This is a genomic window from Prevotella sp. P5-92 (genome assembly GCF_002251245.1).
Taxonomy (GTDB): Bacteria; Bacteroidota; Bacteroidia; order Bacteroidales; family Bacteroidaceae; genus Prevotella.
This window is the reverse complement of sequence record NZ_NPJG01000114.1, coordinates 29,325-45,132: the sequence shown is the minus strand read 5'-3', so window position 1 is coordinate 45,132 and position 15,808 is coordinate 29,325. Positions and strand designations below refer to the sequence as shown.

The 15,808-nt window shown below is 49.5% G+C and carries 13 protein-coding genes; 4 read left to right on the top strand and 9 right to left on the bottom strand.

The window, feature by feature from the left end; translation table 11 throughout:
- Together CIK99_RS11525 and CIK99_RS11520 are read right to left on the bottom strand one after the other, a co-directional pair.
- Positions 1 to 3,105, bottom strand: a complete 3,105-nt coding sequence (locus CIK99_RS11525) for an efflux RND transporter permease subunit (protein ID WP_094381648.1) — start codon at positions 3,103 to 3,105, stop codon at positions 1 to 3.
- Positions 3,102 to 4,190, bottom strand: a complete 1,089-nt coding sequence (locus CIK99_RS11520) for an efflux RND transporter periplasmic adaptor subunit (RefSeq protein ID WP_094381647.1) — start codon at positions 4,188 to 4,190, stop codon at positions 3,102 to 3,104. The genes CIK99_RS11525 and CIK99_RS11520 overlap by 4 nt, the downstream gene beginning before the upstream one ends.
- Positions 4,191 to 4,376: 186 nt before the next feature.
- Between CIK99_RS11520 and CIK99_RS11515 the strand changes: the two genes are divergently transcribed.
- Complete coding sequence (locus tag CIK99_RS11515; RefSeq protein ID WP_094381646.1) at positions 4,377 to 5,306, top strand: helix-turn-helix domain-containing protein; 930 nt, start codon at positions 4,377 to 4,379, stop codon at positions 5,304 to 5,306.
- Between the two features lie 109 nt (positions 5,307 to 5,415).
- Positions 5,416 to 6,309, top strand: a complete 894-nt coding sequence (locus CIK99_RS11510) for an NAD(P)-dependent oxidoreductase (protein ID WP_094381645.1) — start codon at positions 5,416 to 5,418, stop codon at positions 6,307 to 6,309.
- A gap of 3 nt (positions 6,310 to 6,312) precedes the next feature.
- Here the strand turns inward: CIK99_RS11510 and CIK99_RS11505 are convergent, their stop codons facing one another.
- Complete coding sequence (locus tag CIK99_RS11505; RefSeq protein WP_094381684.1) at positions 6,313 to 7,110, bottom strand: aspartate dehydrogenase domain-containing protein; 798 nt, start codon at positions 7,108 to 7,110, stop codon at positions 6,313 to 6,315.
- A 391-nt stretch (positions 7,111 to 7,501) separates the two neighbouring features.
- On the opposite strand from CIK99_RS11505, the gene CIK99_RS11500 reads away from it, so the two are divergent.
- Positions 7,502 to 7,885 (top strand): helix-turn-helix domain-containing protein, encoded by a 384-nt coding sequence (locus tag CIK99_RS11500; RefSeq protein ID WP_094381644.1) that lies wholly within the window; start codon positions 7,502 to 7,504, stop codon positions 7,883 to 7,885.
- On the opposite strand, the gene CIK99_RS11495 is transcribed toward CIK99_RS11500, so the two are convergent.
- From CIK99_RS11495 to CIK99_RS11485, 3 genes are all read right to left on the bottom strand, one after another.
- Complete coding sequence (locus tag CIK99_RS11495) at positions 7,863 to 9,476, bottom strand: ATP-binding protein (protein WP_094381643.1); 1,614 nt, start codon at positions 9,474 to 9,476, stop codon at positions 7,863 to 7,865. The genes CIK99_RS11500 and CIK99_RS11495 overlap by 23 nt on opposite strands.
- Positions 9,477 to 9,646: 170 nt before the next feature.
- On the bottom strand, positions 9,647 to 10,051 hold the full coding sequence (locus CIK99_RS11490) for a hypothetical protein (RefSeq protein WP_094381642.1): 405 nt from the start codon (positions 10,049 to 10,051) through the stop codon (positions 9,647 to 9,649).
- Between the two features lie 84 nt (positions 10,052 to 10,135).
- On the bottom strand, positions 10,136 to 10,540 hold the full coding sequence (locus CIK99_RS11485) for a hypothetical protein (RefSeq protein ID WP_144007985.1): 405 nt from the start codon (positions 10,538 to 10,540) through the stop codon (positions 10,136 to 10,138).
- Positions 10,541 to 11,141: 601 nt separating this feature from the next.
- On the opposite strand from CIK99_RS11485, the gene CIK99_RS11480 reads away from it, so the two are divergent.
- Entirely contained in the window at positions 11,142 to 13,316 is a 2,175-nt protein-coding gene (locus CIK99_RS11480) for a hypothetical protein (RefSeq protein ID WP_094381640.1), read from the top strand.
- A gap of 132 nt (positions 13,317 to 13,448) precedes the next feature.
- Here CIK99_RS11480 and CIK99_RS11475 read toward each other — a convergent pair whose 3' ends face one another.
- From CIK99_RS11475 to CIK99_RS11465, 3 genes are read right to left on the bottom strand one after another with little or no spacing between them, the layout of a single operon-like run.
- A complete protein-coding gene (locus tag CIK99_RS11475) occupies positions 13,449 to 14,342 on the bottom strand; it encodes an AraC family transcriptional regulator (RefSeq protein WP_094381639.1) in 894 nt (297 codons plus the stop codon).
- 1 nt (position 14,343) lies between these two features.
- Positions 14,344 to 14,910: a flavodoxin gene (locus tag CIK99_RS11470; RefSeq protein ID WP_094381638.1), complete on the bottom strand. Its 567-nt coding sequence runs from the start codon at positions 14,908 to 14,910 to the stop codon at positions 14,344 to 14,346.
- A gap of 17 nt (positions 14,911 to 14,927) precedes the next feature.
- Positions 14,928 to 15,752: a carboxymuconolactone decarboxylase family protein gene (locus CIK99_RS11465; RefSeq protein ID WP_094381637.1), complete on the bottom strand. Its 825-nt coding sequence runs from the start codon at positions 15,750 to 15,752 to the stop codon at positions 14,928 to 14,930.
- Between the last annotated feature and the right edge of the window lie 56 nt (positions 15,753 to 15,808).

The following is a 15,808-nucleotide window of genomic DNA, read 5'->3' as shown; positions in this document are numbered from 1 at the left end:
TTATTTCCTTTTGTACATCAGCGAATATAGCACTGGTATGAAGATGAGAATGATGACAGTGCCTGCTGCCAAGCCACCCATGATGGTGACGGCAAGCGACCCGAAGAGAGAGTCGGAGATGAGAGGTATCATACCGAGGATGGTGGTGAGCGATGCCATCATCACAGGAAGCAGGCGCGACTTGCTACTGTCGATGAGTGCCCTGTCGAGCGGTTTGCCTTGTGATGTCTGTAGCGATATTTCATCGATGAGCACAATACCATTCTTGATCATCATACCGATAAGTCCGAGTATGCCCACGATGGCGACAAATCCGAAATCCTTTCCCGAAAGGAGCACCGACGGGAAAACACCCACCACAACAAGCGGTATGCAAGAGAAGATGATGGCGGGACGCCGGAAATCGTTGAACAGCATGATGAGTATGAGCAGCATCATCACCACAGAAAGCGGGAAGCCCTTGAAGAGATATTGTTTGGATTGGGTGCTTGCCTTGTATTCACCCTCCCACGAGAGTGAATATCCCTCTGGAAGGGCTATCGACTCTATGGCTTTGGCTATCGACTGGCGTGCCGACTCTGTGGATACACCCGGGGCTGGCGAGCACTGGAGCCTTTGCTGGCGCTGCCCATTGTAGCGCACCACAACGGGTTCTTCCCAACGGATGTCTATCCCCTTTGACACCTGCGACAAGGGCGTGGTACTGGTCACTTGACGTATCACGTCATCCTTGTCGAGACGTCCGCTCATGAGTTTCTGCACGGTGCTGCGGTTGAAGACATTGCCCACGTTGGGCATCATGCCGAAGACATTCACGCGGTCGAGGTTCTCCACTTCCTCCCCTTTGTCAGTATGGCATTTCACATAGATGTTCTCAGGGTGAATGCCATCGTAGAACGTGCCTACAGGAATACCGTCGGTATAGGACATGAGCGAGAGGGCAACATCGCCGCGCGACAATCCGCTGGTGCGTGCCGCCGACTGGTTATAGTCAACGGTGAGCACAGGCACCTGTGGCTCCCAGTCTGACGTGGGCAGGCACACCTTGTCGCTGTTCCTGACGATAGCCATGGCGGAGTCGGTGAGCTGGTGCAGCACCTGCGGGTCGGGACCGTTGAAACATATCTCTATGGGATATTTTTTGTACATCAGGTTGTAACGCTTGATTTTGATATACGCATCGGGGAATCGGTCGTTGAGCGTCCGCTGCATGGAGTCGAGGTGTGCCACGAGTGTCTCCGGCGATGTGAAATCGACTATCAGTTCGCCGTATGCCAACGACGGTGTGGCTATGGAGCGCACGAGATTATAGCGTGAGGGTGTGCCGCCGATACTGGTTGTGACGTGTGTTACGTCCTTGCATTGCATCAACATCGTTCGCATCTGTTCCAGGTCGTGCTCCACTTGTGTGCTGTTATAGCCTTCGGGCAGTTTGTATTCGATGTAGAGTTGGTCGTATTCCATGTCGGGGAAAAAACTCTGTTGGAGAAACGGATAGCACGACAGACTGCCCACAAGCAGCACTACTGCCGCGCCGACCACCATAAGGCGGTGGCGCAGGCAAATGCCCATTACTTTGTCGAGCATGTCGTAGGCCTTACCCTTGTATGCCTCTCCTTCGCTCACCTTGGGATGTAACAGGCGGTTGGCCATCAGTGGCACGTGGGTCAGGGCGAGCAGCCAACTGAGCAACAGCGACACGGCAATGACGATGAAAAGGTCGCGCACATATACTCCAGAAGTGTCGGGACTGAGAAAGATGGGCATGAAGGCAAGAATGGCGATGAGCGTGGCTCCAAGCAGCGGCATGGCGGTCTTCCTGCCTATGGAGGTGAGAGCCTCGGCGCGTGGCTTGCCACTGCGGAGATCGACGAGTATGCCATCTACGATGACAATGGCATTATCTACCAGCATACCCATGGCAAGGATGAACGCACCTAACGAAACACGCTGCAACGTGCCGTCGAAACCGTTGAGCACGAGAAACGAGCCGAAGACGATGACCGCCAATGACATGCCGAGAATGAGTCCCGACTTGAATCCCATGAAGAAGATAAGCACAACCACGACAATAATCACCGATTCGAGCAGGTTGATCAGGAAGGTGTAGAGCGAGTCGCTCACTCGTTCGGGTTGGAAGAACACCTTATTATATTCTGCACCCACGGGCATTCTCTTTGCCAGCTGCCCGAGTTTCTCTTCCACTTTGTCGCCCACTTTCAGTATGTCGTGACTGCTCGAACAGGCTATGCTGATGCCCAGTGCCCTCTCACCGTCGCGGAGCATGGCGTTGCGTGTCACCTTTTCATAACCCTTGCTCACATCGGCAATGTCGCGTATGCGCAACTGATCGTCGTCGTGTCCGGCGATGAGCATGTCGGCAATGTCTTCCACCGAGCGGAACTTGTCATCCACGGTGACACGTATTCTTCTTGTCCCGTTGTCATAATATCCTGCATACGAGGTGGCATTCTGTCCGTTGAGCGTCTGTATCACTTCTGTCGGCAACACTCCGAGATTTGCCATCTTCTCCTCTTTCAGGTTGATATTGATACATTCTGGTCGTTTGCCGTAAATATCCACGCGTGTCACACCGTCGATGGCGAGCACTTCTCGCTTGATGAGTTCGGCATAGTCGCTGAGCTGGCGGTCGGAGAGTCCGTCGCCGGTCAGGGCATAGAACATGCCATACACATCGCCGAAATCGTCTGCCACGGTCATCACCTGTGCCCCTTTAGGCAGTGAGGGTTTTATGTTTTCCACCTTGCGACGCAGCAAGTCCCACTGCTGTTCGAGTTCGTCATCCTTCACGGTAGGGTGAAGTTCTACGGTGATGATGGTCATGTCGGCATACGACGATGACTCAATATGGTCGATGTCAGGCATCTGTCGTATTGACTTCTCTATTGGGTCGGTGAGTTCCAGTTCCACCTGGTGTGCCGAGGCACCGGGATAGGTGGCAACCACCAAAGCCTGCTTCACCCTTATGGCAGGGTCTTCGAGTTTAGGCATTTGGGTGAAAGCCCATAAGCCTCCGATGATGAGAACGGCGACAAACGCATGGATAAGAACGCCCCTGTTGAGTGCCCATTTGCTGATGTTCATAACATTCCTCCTATGTTCGTTTCAGATGTTGCTTTCATGGGTTCCACCCGTTGTCCGTCGGTGAGATGTCGCACACCGGTGGTCACCACCTTCTCGCCTGCCGACAGACCGGTCACCTGTGCCATTCCGTCAAGTTTCATTGTCTTCACCTCGACATCCTTTCTTGTCACCTTCTTGGATTGCTCTGAAAAGATGAACACCGAAGTGCGCCCGTCCTTGTTCATGATGGCCGACGAGGGTATGGTGACATCTGTGCAGGAGACCTTTGCCGACAAGGCTTTCACGAGAGCCGACATTCCGGGCGTGAGCAGTTTGCGGTTATAGTTGCCCTTGATGGCAAAACGGACAGTATATAGTTGTGTGGCATTAGCCACTGCACTCGTCCTGATGCGCTCTAACGGCATACTGTCACCACCAAGCGCGTCAATGGAGCAGCGGAAGTCGGTCAATTGCCCTAATCGTGCATAGTCGCTTGCCGAGACATTGATTTCCACCTCAATCCTGTCGCCCGAAGACACCGTGACGATAGGCATGCCTGCACTTACCGTCTCTCCCGCCTCGTGCAGTTTCTCCTTGACATATCCTGCCACGGGTGACACCAGTCGGGTGTCGGCTAGCTGGTTGCGGTGGTTGGCAAGTTTCTGTGTCATCTGCTGCAGTCCATACCTCGCCTGGTCGTAGTTTTGTGCGGTGGTCGTACCTTCCTTATACATGGCTATCACTCTTTCTGCATCGCCCTTTATGCGGTCGTATTCTGCTTGTGTGGCAGCCAACTGAAGTTGATAGTCTCTCGGGTCCATGACAGCCAACACTTGGCCTTTTCTCACATAGTCGCCTTCGTTTACCGTCACCTTGGTCAACGGTCCGCTCACCCTGAACGACACGTTCCCCTCCTCGGCAGCCCTTGTTGTGGCGGGAAACGACACCGCCTCTCCACCATCAGCGGAGACGGCTTCCGCCACATTCACCTTTCTCAATACTTCATTTCCGGTCTTCTTGTCGCCACATCCCGTCATTATCATGAGAGACAGGCAAAGCACACCAATCCAATTTCTTTCCTTTTTCATGCCAATATCTATTATCATGTGTTTTGTTTGCAAAAATACAATATTATGGTAGATACACAATGTCCTAAATGACGTTTCTTTTGTTCTGTATTTTAATATACAGTTAATAATCTGTCATTTTGAACATAAAAAGATATAAAAAGAACATTCTCATGTTCGAAAAATCGGTTATCTTTGCACGTGTTTTTACATTAAAAAGAAAAAATGGAAAAGAGACTGAGTGTAACGGATTTCAACAGACGATTCACACGTGGATTGGGAAAAGAATTATTCTCCGATGAAAACCTCACGATAATTGAAGACGTGAACAATCTGCCTTTCTGGAGGCAGATCAATCAAGTTGACTTTGCGCTTGTCATACTATGCAAGCACGGCAGACTGGAAGCCACACTTAACAATGTCAACTACACAGCCCAAGCCGGTGACATTATATTCTGTAGCGGTATGCACACCATGACCGAAGCCTTGATAACCACCGACTTCGATTGCGACTTGTTTTGTATATCCATGCGAAAATACCAAGAGTTGGTGGTGCCCGACAAAGAGTCGATGTCAAATTTCCTCTTTGCATATCAACGTCCGCTCATTTCGTTGAACGAAAAAGAGATGCAACTGGTTGAGGGTTACAAACGCCTGTTGCAGATAAAAAACGACGAACACGACACTATATACAGTGGGCGCATCACCGACTCAATAACCCAAGCTCTTGTGTTTGAGTTCATGTCAGCGTGCGAAAGAAGAAAGGAAACCATGCCAGATTATGTACAACCCAATAGCCCCATCAACAAGAACATTGCCCACGACTTTCTCTTCCTTTTGTCGGAAGACCGGTGCCAGCACCGTTCTGTTTCTTTCTATGCCGACAAATTGTGTGTCTCGTCAAAGTATCTCTCACATATCGTGAAGAAAGAGACGGGAAAGACTGTGTCGAAATGGATAAAGGAGCAACTCACCGAACAGATTCGCAACCTGTTGCTCAACACTTCTCTCTCATGCAAGGAAATAGCCATGCGTCTCGATTTTCCCAACACTTCCTTCTTCGGCAAGTTCACCAAGGAGCATCTTGGATGCAGTCCTATGCAGTATCGTTCTAATGGGCGGTCAAATGTCATTCATACAACTCTCATAGAATAATAATGTTTTTTAGGCGGAAAAGGGCAAAAAACTCAGAAAGATTTGTTGGATTCCAGCTATTTTTTATATCTTTGCAAACATAAACAATTTAATAACTATAGTAAATGCAATGAGACAATTCAACAAGTTAGTGGCAATAGAGCCGGTAAGCCTCACCAAATGGGGTGTGGATGAGATTAACAAGATGGCAAAAGAGGTGATACGATACAACGACATTCCATCGGACGACGACGAGATAGTAAGTCGCATAGGCGATGCAGATGCCGTTTTGCTAAGCTACACATCGCAACTCACAGCCAACGCCATGAAGCGTTGCCCAAATATAAAATATGTGGGAATGTGCTGCTCACTTTACTCTCCGGAAAGTGCCAACGTGGACATCAGGTATGCCGAACAGACGGGGATAACCGTAACCGGCATACGCGACTATGGCGACGAGGGCGTTGTGGAGTATGTCGTAAGCGAGTTGGTGCGCCTGATGCATGGTTTCGGCGAAGAGCCTTGGGAAGGCAGGCCACGAGAGATAGGCGGACTGAAAGTTGGAGTCGTGGGACTTGGCAAGTCGGGAGGCATGATTGCAGACGCAATGCGTTTCTTCGGTGCCGAAGTGTCTTATTTCGCACGTTCCGAAAAGTCTTGGGCAAGCGAGAAGGGCTATCGCTTCATGCCTCTCAACGATCTGCTGGAATGGGGCGATGTGCTGTTCTGCTGCCTTAACAGAAACACTGTACTGCTGGGCGAGGAACAGTTCCGCCGCTTAGGCAACCATAAGGTGCTGTTCAACACTGGCTTGTCTCCCGCATGGGAAGAAATTCCAATGCGCAAGTGGCTGTCTGACGACAACCGCTGCTATTGCGACACCTTAGGTGCCCTTGGCTCCGAAGAACTGCTTCAGCATCCAAACGTGCGCTGCGTGTGTGTCTCTACAGGTCGCACCATTCAGTCGTTCGACCGTCTGAGTCAGAAAGTTACCGACAACATCAGAAACTTCCTCATGTCGTGACGACTAAACAAAAACTATAGGCGAGGAGATGTTCCGCAGGGTGTTCACTACAGACCATCCTGCAATTTCCGCCGTAGCACTATATACATCCACCACGGCATGAACCTGTGGGTTGCGAATCTCCACCCTTTGCGTATCGCCCCTGAATCCCGGTGTGGAAACCATGGTCACGTTCATATTTTCAGGACCTACGGAAGCCCTTGATGCTGCCACGGTTACGTTCACCTTGGTGGGGAACACACTTATTGCCTCCTTGGCAGAGCCTGTGAAGACGATCTTGCGTTCCTTCTGCAGCGACTCGTCGTAAACAGCCGTTCCGCGAAGTGCGTCTGGACCTTTCTCGTTGAAAAACTCTGCCGTTGCTCCGCCCATGAGAGCAGTTGTCTGCAGAACGTCGAATCCTCCCGTGGCTCCCGACACAATATAAACATGTGCGCCGTTTTCACTTGCCACTCTGCCCGCCTCTTCGTAAAAGGCATCGTCGGCAAAGGCTCCTATGGACAACGTAACCACCGAAGTTCCGTTGCCCAATGCCGGCAAAGCCCACTCCCGCATTGCGGCTGGAGACGCTGCCTCCACCATGAAGTCAGGCTTCAGGCCAAGCAGTCGGTCGAATGTGTCTGCCACCATGCAGTGTCCGTTCCTTTCGTTCACTTTATGTGCCAATGCCTCAGCCTTTTCCCTCGACCTTGAATAGGCTCCCACCAGTTCATAACCGTTGAGCAATCCGCCGACCACAGCGTCAGCCACAATGTTCCCAAGTTTGCCGCAACCGGCAATCACAAGTTTTTTCTTTTCCATTTGTTTTTCTTTTGTTTGAAGTTTCATTGTCTATCCATATCTTCAGCCACCATAGTTTGGATTTGCTCTTGTTCCTTCAAATTATAAGGACGTGAGCTGTGGGTCGTGGTAATAATACCACGCATAATATTCTGCAAAATTAAACATAAAAGCTGAATATTCCGAATTTTCAAGTGAAAAATTTACTTTTATGATTATTTTTCCTGGCATACATCCTTTCCTTCTTTGAAAACAAAGCATTTATGGCAAAAAATAGTTGTCACGCATGCCACGATGTCACACTTTATAGTGAATGGCGTGAGGATAAGGAAATTGGCTTGGTGTATTTCCTTACCAAACTTCATATTCAGGAAAAGACAAATAACCTGCTGTCTTTCACGTTTTATATTATATGGATAAAAACAACAATATCTACTTGGGCGAGACCTTATTCCCCGATTGTCCCGTACGCAACATCCTGGCTCGGGTAGGCGACAAATGGTCGCTTTTGCTGATGCACCAAATGATGCAGCAGCAAGGGCCTATGCGATTCTCTGACCTTAAAAAGACCATTCCCGATATATCTCAGAAGGTGTTGACATCGACATTAAGAAATCTTGAAGCCGATGGTTTCCTTGTGCGTAAGGTTTATGCCGAAGTGCCGCCTCACACCGAATACTCTCTTACTCCCCGTGCCCATTCCTTTATGGCAGCCTGTCGCCCTATGGTGGATTGGGCCATAGACAATTTTGTGGCGATAATGAAAGACCGGTTCAGAACTTCTGCTCGTCGATGACCTTGCCTTCATTGTCCACTGCACGCCAATGCACAATGTTTCGAGCCTCTGAGGATATGGTTACTCCGCATTTTGTCAGCTGGCGTCCGTCGGCTTCGTAGGGGATGCCATAGCCCTTGGAGTCTATCTGAGCCAAAGCGTTATCTACAGAGTTATCGACTTTCAGTTCGATGACATAGATGTCGTTCTTGGTCTTTATTACCACATCGGCACGACCGAGAACGCTCTTCACCTCAGTATCTACCTTACTGTTGAGCAACGAGAACACCACATACATCAGCAACTTATAGAATGCCTCCTTTTTATTCTTCGCCATCCATTCCTTACGGGTGATGATGTCGTATGGCAAGGAGGCTATGTAGGAGCGGAGTTCGGTAAGTGCCGATGACAGGTCGCCTTTTACCAATGCACGGGCCATTTCCAATATGGTGGCATTCCTGTCCCAGTCGGATATATCCATCAGATAGTTTGTCAAACTATACACCATGCCCTGACGCACCTCGTAGTTTGGGAAGTGAAGTGTATATGATTCCAACAGCTTATCATAAGATGCAATGGTAAGATAGCCACTCTGATAAAGCATCGGGACAGGTGTCGAAGCATTCTCGCATGGCACATTAAATTCCTCCAACGCCAACTCCACGCCATCGAAGTCGAGAGGATTGAAGCCGGGGAAGTGTTTGAGATGCTCGATGAGCGATGCCGATGTGCCCGACTCAAACCAGTAGTTGTCTGTCGTATTGTTATTGAGGGCGCGCATAAGACTGAATGGAGCATATATATCCTGGCTCTTTCTTGCGAAGTGATAGCCATCATATTTCGCTTTCAGCAAGGCGTATGCCTCGTCGGTTGTAATCTCAAGGTTGGATGCATATTCCTCGACACAAGGACGCAAGACTGTGTTAAGTTCTTCCTGGGTAATGCCGCACAGACCTGAATATTCGTCTATCATGGATATCTGATTCAGATTATTCAGCTCCGAGAAAATGCTCATCTGAGAAAACTTCGTCACTCCTGTGATAAACACGAACTTAAGATACGCGCCCTCATCCTTCAGCACCTGATAGAACTCACGTAGCATCATACGCATTTCTTCAAGTTGCTCCGTATTGTAGAGCAATCGCATAACGGGTGCGTCGTATTCGTCGAGGATGACAACGACACGTTCGCCCGTCTTTTCACAAGCCCTGTGAATCAAGCCGCGGAAGCGTGCTCCAGGAGTTTCCTCCTCCGTATTACGCCCATAAAGTCTTTCGTAGTCGGCAATGAAGTTTCCCAGCTTTGTCTTCGCCTCGCTCACCTTAAGGTTCTTCAGTCCGCTCATTGTGAAATGCAGCACTGGATATGTCTTCCATTCCTTTTCCAAGTCCATGACCTTCAATCCTTCGAACAGCTCTTTCTGCCCCTGGAAATAAGCCTTGAAGGTATTGCATAACAACGACTTTCCGAAACGGCGGGGACGGGCAAGGAAGACATACTGATACTTGCTGACAAGGCTATACATCATGCCGGTCTTGTCAACATACACCTTGCCATCTTCACGAATTCTCTGAAACTGGTCTGTATCTACAGGGTACTTGAATTTGCTCATATCATCTGCAATTTATCAAACAAACACTTTTCACGCCGCAAAAATACGAAAAAAAAACGATATTTCCAAGAAAAGGAAGAGAAATATATAGAAGTCCACTTGAAAAAGATGCGTCCACCGTTTCTCCTTTAGGACAGAAAAAAGCGGCATCAGGAGTGATGCCGCTATTATTACCCTACCTTGAACAGGCGGCTGGCCACCTCAGCATCGTGGCCACGGAACAGACGTGGACCTCTGACCGGAACATACTCGAAGTTGGAAAACTTGAGGATGTTCAATGCCAAGAACTGACGGTCGTCGGATACGCATACCTCGGCACGGATATGTCCCACCGGTGTGGCCCTGACGATGACACCACGCTCAAGTTCCTTCTCAAGTTCTTTTATTCCACTGTCAACCAGCGCTATCAGTCGTTCGCCGTTGCTCTGCGAGTATTCGTAGGTGTCGGCCTTAACGCGGCTGCCCGTAGGTGTGTAGATGGCCTTTTCACATAGGCCGAAAAACGATTCAGTAACAGTAATATCTTTCTCGTTGGAAACGGCAGCGGCCATCTCCAATTTCTTAATTTTTGTCATTTTGATGTGTCTTGTCTTTTAATGTTAATAATGTGTTATATACGTCAGATTCCTCCTCGTGTTTTGGGGTATATAACGCAGTCACTAACAAAGGATGTGTCTCAGCGCAATGACATAATAGATGCGTGAGACAAACGACGGGAATGGCGTGGATTCCTGTCGCTGCGAGAAGTTTTGAGGGTTACACAACAGGTCATGTTTGCGCGACTCGATTGACCTTGCCTGCGTCTTGCCCGGTGCCGGGCCGTGAGATGGCAACAGACGCTGGGTGCGTGTAAGGCATGTGCGCAAGGTGTTCATAGTGTCCTCGAACACCGCCACAGACCTTTGGTCCTCCTTTTGCGAGATGTCGGTCAAGTGGTCGCGTCGCGCTTGTTTTCCTCCTTGTGCGTCAGTGGTGCTGTTTATTACGGCAAGGACATCAGTGGGCATCGCCATCATCAGCATGATGGCTGCGAAACATGTCGTTATGATTCTCCTTGCTCTCATTGTCGGCTACTTTCCTGATAACTCGTTAATATACATGGTGCAAATTTACGGATAATATTATTAAACCGCAAGAAATGACGCTGCAATTATTGTTAATATTAACTCTTATTAATAAGAAAGGGTGCTGAAGTAACTATGACTGTAAGGTGAATCAACACGGAAAGAACATTGTTTTTGCTCCTGATAATGCGCATGTCAAATGGGTTTCCCCCTTCTTCTGTCACTCCTTCTGTCACTCCTTCTTAATAATTAACCCGTTAGAAATAAGACTATTAATATATTTGGTGATAGAAATGATAGAAAAAAAGGAAAATTATATCATGCGCACGCGCATGTGAGAGTGTAATAATTGCTAAAGAGATGTTGTAAATGTATAAGGATAGTCGTACAGATGTTTGCATAATACCCTATATTAATTTATCTTTGCACCGTGTTTGGTTTATGTTCCCACATAGAGCATAAGAAATCATCCGCAGGCGGCTCATGCCGTCTTCAGACGACAGGCGTAATGAGATGTTCAAGGGAGAGGGAAATTTATGTTAAATTACGCTAAACGCTTGTGGCTTTGGTAAAATAGCTGTAATTTTGTCTTTTGAACAATATGAATAAACAAATCAGGAAAATCATAACGGCAGCAGTGTTAGGCATAGCTGTCGTGTGCAGCGCAGCAGCTGCCGAAAAGATAAACAGATTCAAGGTAGTGACACGTCACAACCCCCACGTCACAAATTTTGACTCACTGTCATCCCTGACGGTGGGAAACGGACAGTTTGCCTTTACCGTTGACGCCACGGGCCTGCAGACCTTCCCTCACATTTATGCCCGCGGCGTGCCGCTTGGCTCCATGAGCGAATGGGGGTGGCACTCTTTCCCTAATGTCGAAGGTTTCCAGGCGAAGGACGCGTTGGCCAACCACGACTTCCGCCGAGGACATCCCGAATATTATTCGCTACAGATAAAGCATCCCGAAAGGACGCGCAAGGCAGTGGATTATCTTAGAGCCAACCCTCACAGACTTCATCTCGGGACGATTGGACTGGACATCTCCGACACGTCGAAGATAAGAGGTGTCAATCAGACTCTTGACCTTTGGACGGGGAAGATAGACAGCAAGTTCGAGCATGAGGGAGTGAAGTATAATGTAGAGACCGTGTGCGCGCCAGATGCTGATTGCGTGGCGTCAAGTATATCCTTGGAAGGAGGGGCTAAGGACAATAAGCCTGCCGGCAATATCGCCGTGGCCTTCAGTTTTGCCTACCCTTCAGGCGGACATTGCGACGACGCCTGCCAGTGGGAGGCTGATGACAATATGCACAAGACAACCCTGGAGGCAGGGAAGAACTCTGCCGTTATCACCCGAGAGCTCGACAATGCCGTCTATTATATATATGTGTCATGGCAAGGCCTGGCAGACATAAGGCAGACGGGACAACACAAGATTATGCTCAGGGCAAAAGGCGGACGCCTGTCCTTCACAGCCACTTTCAAGGAGAGCCCGCGTGTGGAAGGCCCATCAAACACAGGCGCCATATCATCTGCCACTCACGACTTTGTCTCCTGCGCCAAGGCATCAGCCAATCGCTGGCGAGCATACTGGAACGAGGGCGGCTTCATCGACCTCGGCAACGTGAAGGACCAAAGGGCGGCCGAACTTGAGCGCCGCATCATCCTCAGCCAATATCTCATGGGAGCGCAGGAGGCCGGCAATATCCCGCCACAGGAGACAGGGCTCACGTACAACTCATGGTATGGGAAGTTCCACTTGGAAATGACATGGTGGCATCTCGTTCACTACGGTCTCTGGAACAAGCCCCGACTGCTCGACCGTCAGCTCTCATGGTATGCCACAGCTCGGGACAAAGCCCGCGCCATAGCCCAACGCCAGGGATTCAAAGGTGTGAGATGGATGAAGATGACTGACCCCTCGGCAGAGGAAGCGCCGTCCAACGTAGGCTCCTTCCTGATATGGCAGCAGCCTCATCTGATCTATATGGCAGAACTGCTTTACCGCGCGGCAAAGACGGACGAGGAGCGCAAAGGGATGCTGGATAAATACGGCCAGCTCGTGGACGAGACAGCCCTCTTCATGACTGACTTTGCCGAGTATGATTCTGTCAACGACCGATATATACTGCGTGGCTGCATACCTGCGCAGGAGACCCTCAAGGCCGACTCCACCATAAATCCGCCCTTCGAACTGTCATATTGGCTCACAGCGCTCGACATAGCTCAGGGATGGAGGGCAAGACGAGGACTAGAGCCCGATATCGAGACACAACAGGTGATGGACAAGCTGTCTCCCCTGGCATACAACACCGAAGGATTGTATCTCGCCGCAGAGAGTGCCATAAACACATATACCGACAGGCGTATGACAAGCGACCACCCTGCATTGCTCGGAGCCTTCGGGATGATGCCCGACAGCAAGCTGCTCGACAAAACGGTGATGGCAAGGACACTCAGATGGATTTGGGACAACTGGAACTGGGACAAGACCTGGGGATGGGACTATCCCATGGCGGCAATGACTTGCGCCCGACTTGGCGAGGCAGACATGGCAGTGGACGCCTTGCTTATGCCGAAGCGCACCAACACCTATCTTATCAGCGGACACAACTATCAAGACCAGCGTCTGCGCGTTTATATGCCGGGCAACGGCGGTTTGCTCACAGCTGTGGCCATGATGTGTGCCGGATGGGACGGATGCACATCACCCGTCCCGGGGTTTCCCAAGGACTGGGATGTCAAATGGGAAGAGCTGTTGCCAATGCCTTAGTCATTGGCCTGTAGAATGATGTCGCTGTACTTGCATATAGTGGATTTCTGAACATCCCTGTCCTGTTCTGGCATTTCCATTCCAGACAAGATTAACCTTATTGCCGATGAAGGTTGCTGACTTCTGACAAGTTCAGATAAGGGCATTCCTATATGCGGAAGGGGTCTTGCCGGTGTGTGACTTGAAGAAACGGACGAAATGCTGGGGATATTCAAAACCGAGATGCTGGCTGATCATTGTGACGGTCAGCGCCTCGTCGTTCAGCAACTGTTTGGCATGGGCGAGAAGGTGATCTGAGATGATGTCCTTGGCGGTACGACCGGTTTCCACGCGCACCAGATTGCCGAAATAGCCGTTAGACAGGCAGCATTTGTCTGCAAAATAAGCTACCGTAGGCAAACCGTCATGCAGGGCTTTTGTGGAGATATAATCATCAAGCAGTTCTATGAATTTCTTTACCACTGAATGGTTTATCTCCTCGCGGGTGATGAACTGGCGGTCGTAGAAGCGGAGACAATAGTTCAGCAACAGCTCGATGTTGGAGACAATTAGTTCGCGGGTATGTTTGTCGATGGCTCGGTGCAGTTCCTGCTCTATCATCGCAAGCACACCCCTAAAGACTTCCACTTCTTGTGCGGAGAGATGCAAAGCCTCGGTGCTGGAATAGCCGAAAAACTCGTAGCGGTTTATATGCCTGCCTAAGGCGGTGCGATTGAGAATGTCGGGATGAAACACCAAGGCTGTGAACTTGGCAAAAGGCACATCGGGGTTTGGCTCTACCTTCACCACCTGTCCAGGGGCAAAGCTGGTCACGGTCATCTCGTCAAAGTCGTAGGGCGTGCGGCCGTAAGAGAGCTTGCATCCCTTGTTCTCTTTGAGATAGATGGCATAAAGTCCATAGTGCATCATACATTCCTTGATGTGTTCTGTGTTCTCCACATGCACCACGCTCACCAGGGGATGAAGTGTCTCCACCCCCTGATAGTCGTTGAAGTCTTGTATGGTATTGATAAAAATCTCTTCCATATTATTTTATTGTTTCTGAAACCCAAGTCCCAATCTCTTTCTCACTGACATGATTCAGCAGATTGCCTGTCTGCCACTTGATTTTTGGATAAGACTGTTTCAGTACGGCAACGCTGTTGGCGATGGTACTGCTTCCAGACGTAGCGAAAGGAATCACAGTCTTGCCTGCCAAGTCTGCTGTTTCAATGAATGAATTGACTGTTCTCGGCGCGAGGTCCCACCATATAGGATAACCCAGGAAGACGTAGTCATACTTACTCACATCCACAGAAACGGCTTTTATTTCTGGTCGAGCCTTAGGATTGTTCATCTCTACCGAACTACGCGACTGTTTGTTTGTCCAGTCGAGGTCGGCATTGGAATATGGCTTCGCCGGAGCTATCTCACAGATGTCTGCATCAGCGATTTTTGCAATTTGCTTTGCCACCAGCCTTGTTGTTCCCGTTGCCGAGAAATACACTACCAATACTTTTTTCTTTTCCATAGTCTTTTTTACTTTGTTTTGTGAACAAGCCGATGCCGCAAATACTGTCAGCACAGCCAATAGCAAGATTTTCAGATGTTTCATAATGTCTAATGATGTGATTATTGTCCATTGACCTTTTCATACTCTTCATCGGATACTGGTTCCAGCCACTCATTGGATGCGTTCTCTCCCTTTATCTCAAAGGCGAGATGAGCAAACCAACTATCGGCAGCGGCTCCATGCCAATGCTTCACACCGGCAGGTATGTGAATGACAGTCCCAGGGAGAATCTCCTGAGCAGGCTTTCCCCATTCCTGATACCAACCACGTCCAGCCACACCGATAAGCATCTGTCCTCCGCCCTTGGTGGCATGATGAATGTGCCAGTTGTTGCGGCAACCAGGCTCGAAGGTGACATTGGCAATGGGAACCTGCTCGCCGGAAATTCGTGCCAGATAACTGTTGCCCTTGAAATACTGGGCATAGGCATTATTGGGTTCGCCAATAGGGAAAATCATCTCTTGTTGGAAACAGCTCTTCGCATCTTCCACCGATGTGTCTTCTTTCCAAACCTCCTTAGCCTGACGAAAAGCCGCCCATGCCTTGGGCCATCCTGCATAGAAAGCGATATGAGTGATGATTTCCGATATTTCCGTTCTTGTGATGCCGTTCTTCTTCGCCTCCTGCAAGTGGTAGGTGAGCGATGAGTCGGTGATGCCCTGACTGATGAGTGAAGTGAGCGTAACAAGACTGCGGTCGCGAAGGCTTAGCAGGTCGTTGCGGCTCCACACCTCACCGAAAAGGATGTCGTCGTTGAGCCGGGCAAACTCTGGGGCAAACTCGCCCAACTGCGTGCGGCCTGCCGTCTGTACTATTTTCTTTTGTGCCATAACGTTTAGTGTCGTTATTGTTATCAAAGTTAAGAATATGATGAAACGTTTCATTTGCTTATGTCAAGATTCAATCTAACAAACTCTTCTATCTTGTCCCAAGGAATCAT

What these genes read in the sequence shown, in the direction of transcription:
- CIK99_RS11525 (WP_094381648.1), bottom strand. Translation starts at nt 3,105, where the DNA reads ATGAACATCAGCAAATGGGCACTCAACAGGGGCGTTCTTATCCATGCG.
- CIK99_RS11520 (WP_094381647.1), bottom strand. Translation starts at nt 4,190, where the DNA reads ATGATAATAGATATTGGCATGAAAAAGGAAAGAAATTGGATTGGTGTG.
- CIK99_RS11515 (WP_094381646.1), top strand. Translation starts at nt 4,377, where the DNA reads ATGGAAAAGAGACTGAGTGTAACGGATTTCAACAGACGATTCACACGT.
- CIK99_RS11510 (WP_094381645.1), top strand. Translation starts at nt 5,416, where the DNA reads ATGAGACAATTCAACAAGTTAGTGGCAATAGAGCCGGTAAGCCTCACC.
- CIK99_RS11505 (WP_094381684.1), bottom strand. Translation starts at nt 7,110, where the DNA reads ATGGAAAAGAAAAAACTTGTGATTGCCGGTTGCGGCAAACTTGGGAAC.
- CIK99_RS11500 (WP_094381644.1), top strand. Translation starts at nt 7,502, where the DNA reads ATGGATAAAAACAACAATATCTACTTGGGCGAGACCTTATTCCCCGAT.
- CIK99_RS11495 (WP_094381643.1), bottom strand. Translation starts at nt 9,476, where the DNA reads ATGAGCAAATTCAAGTACCCTGTAGATACAGACCAGTTTCAGAGAATT.
- CIK99_RS11490 (WP_094381642.1), bottom strand. Translation starts at nt 10,051, where the DNA reads ATGACAAAAATTAAGAAATTGGAGATGGCCGCTGCCGTTTCCAACGAG.
- CIK99_RS11485 (WP_144007985.1), bottom strand. Translation starts at nt 10,540, where the DNA reads ATGAGAGCAAGGAGAATCATAACGACATGTTTCGCAGCCATCATGCTG.
- CIK99_RS11480 (WP_094381640.1), top strand. Translation starts at nt 11,142, where the DNA reads ATGAATAAACAAATCAGGAAAATCATAACGGCAGCAGTGTTAGGCATA.
- CIK99_RS11475 (WP_094381639.1), bottom strand. Translation starts at nt 14,342, where the DNA reads ATGGAAGAGATTTTTATCAATACCATACAAGACTTCAACGACTATCAG.
- CIK99_RS11470 (WP_094381638.1), bottom strand. Translation starts at nt 14,910, where the DNA reads ATGAAACATCTGAAAATCTTGCTATTGGCTGTGCTGACAGTATTTGCG.
- CIK99_RS11465 (WP_094381637.1), bottom strand. Translation starts at nt 15,752, where the DNA reads ATGAAACGTTTCATCATATTCTTAACTTTGATAACAATAACGACACTA.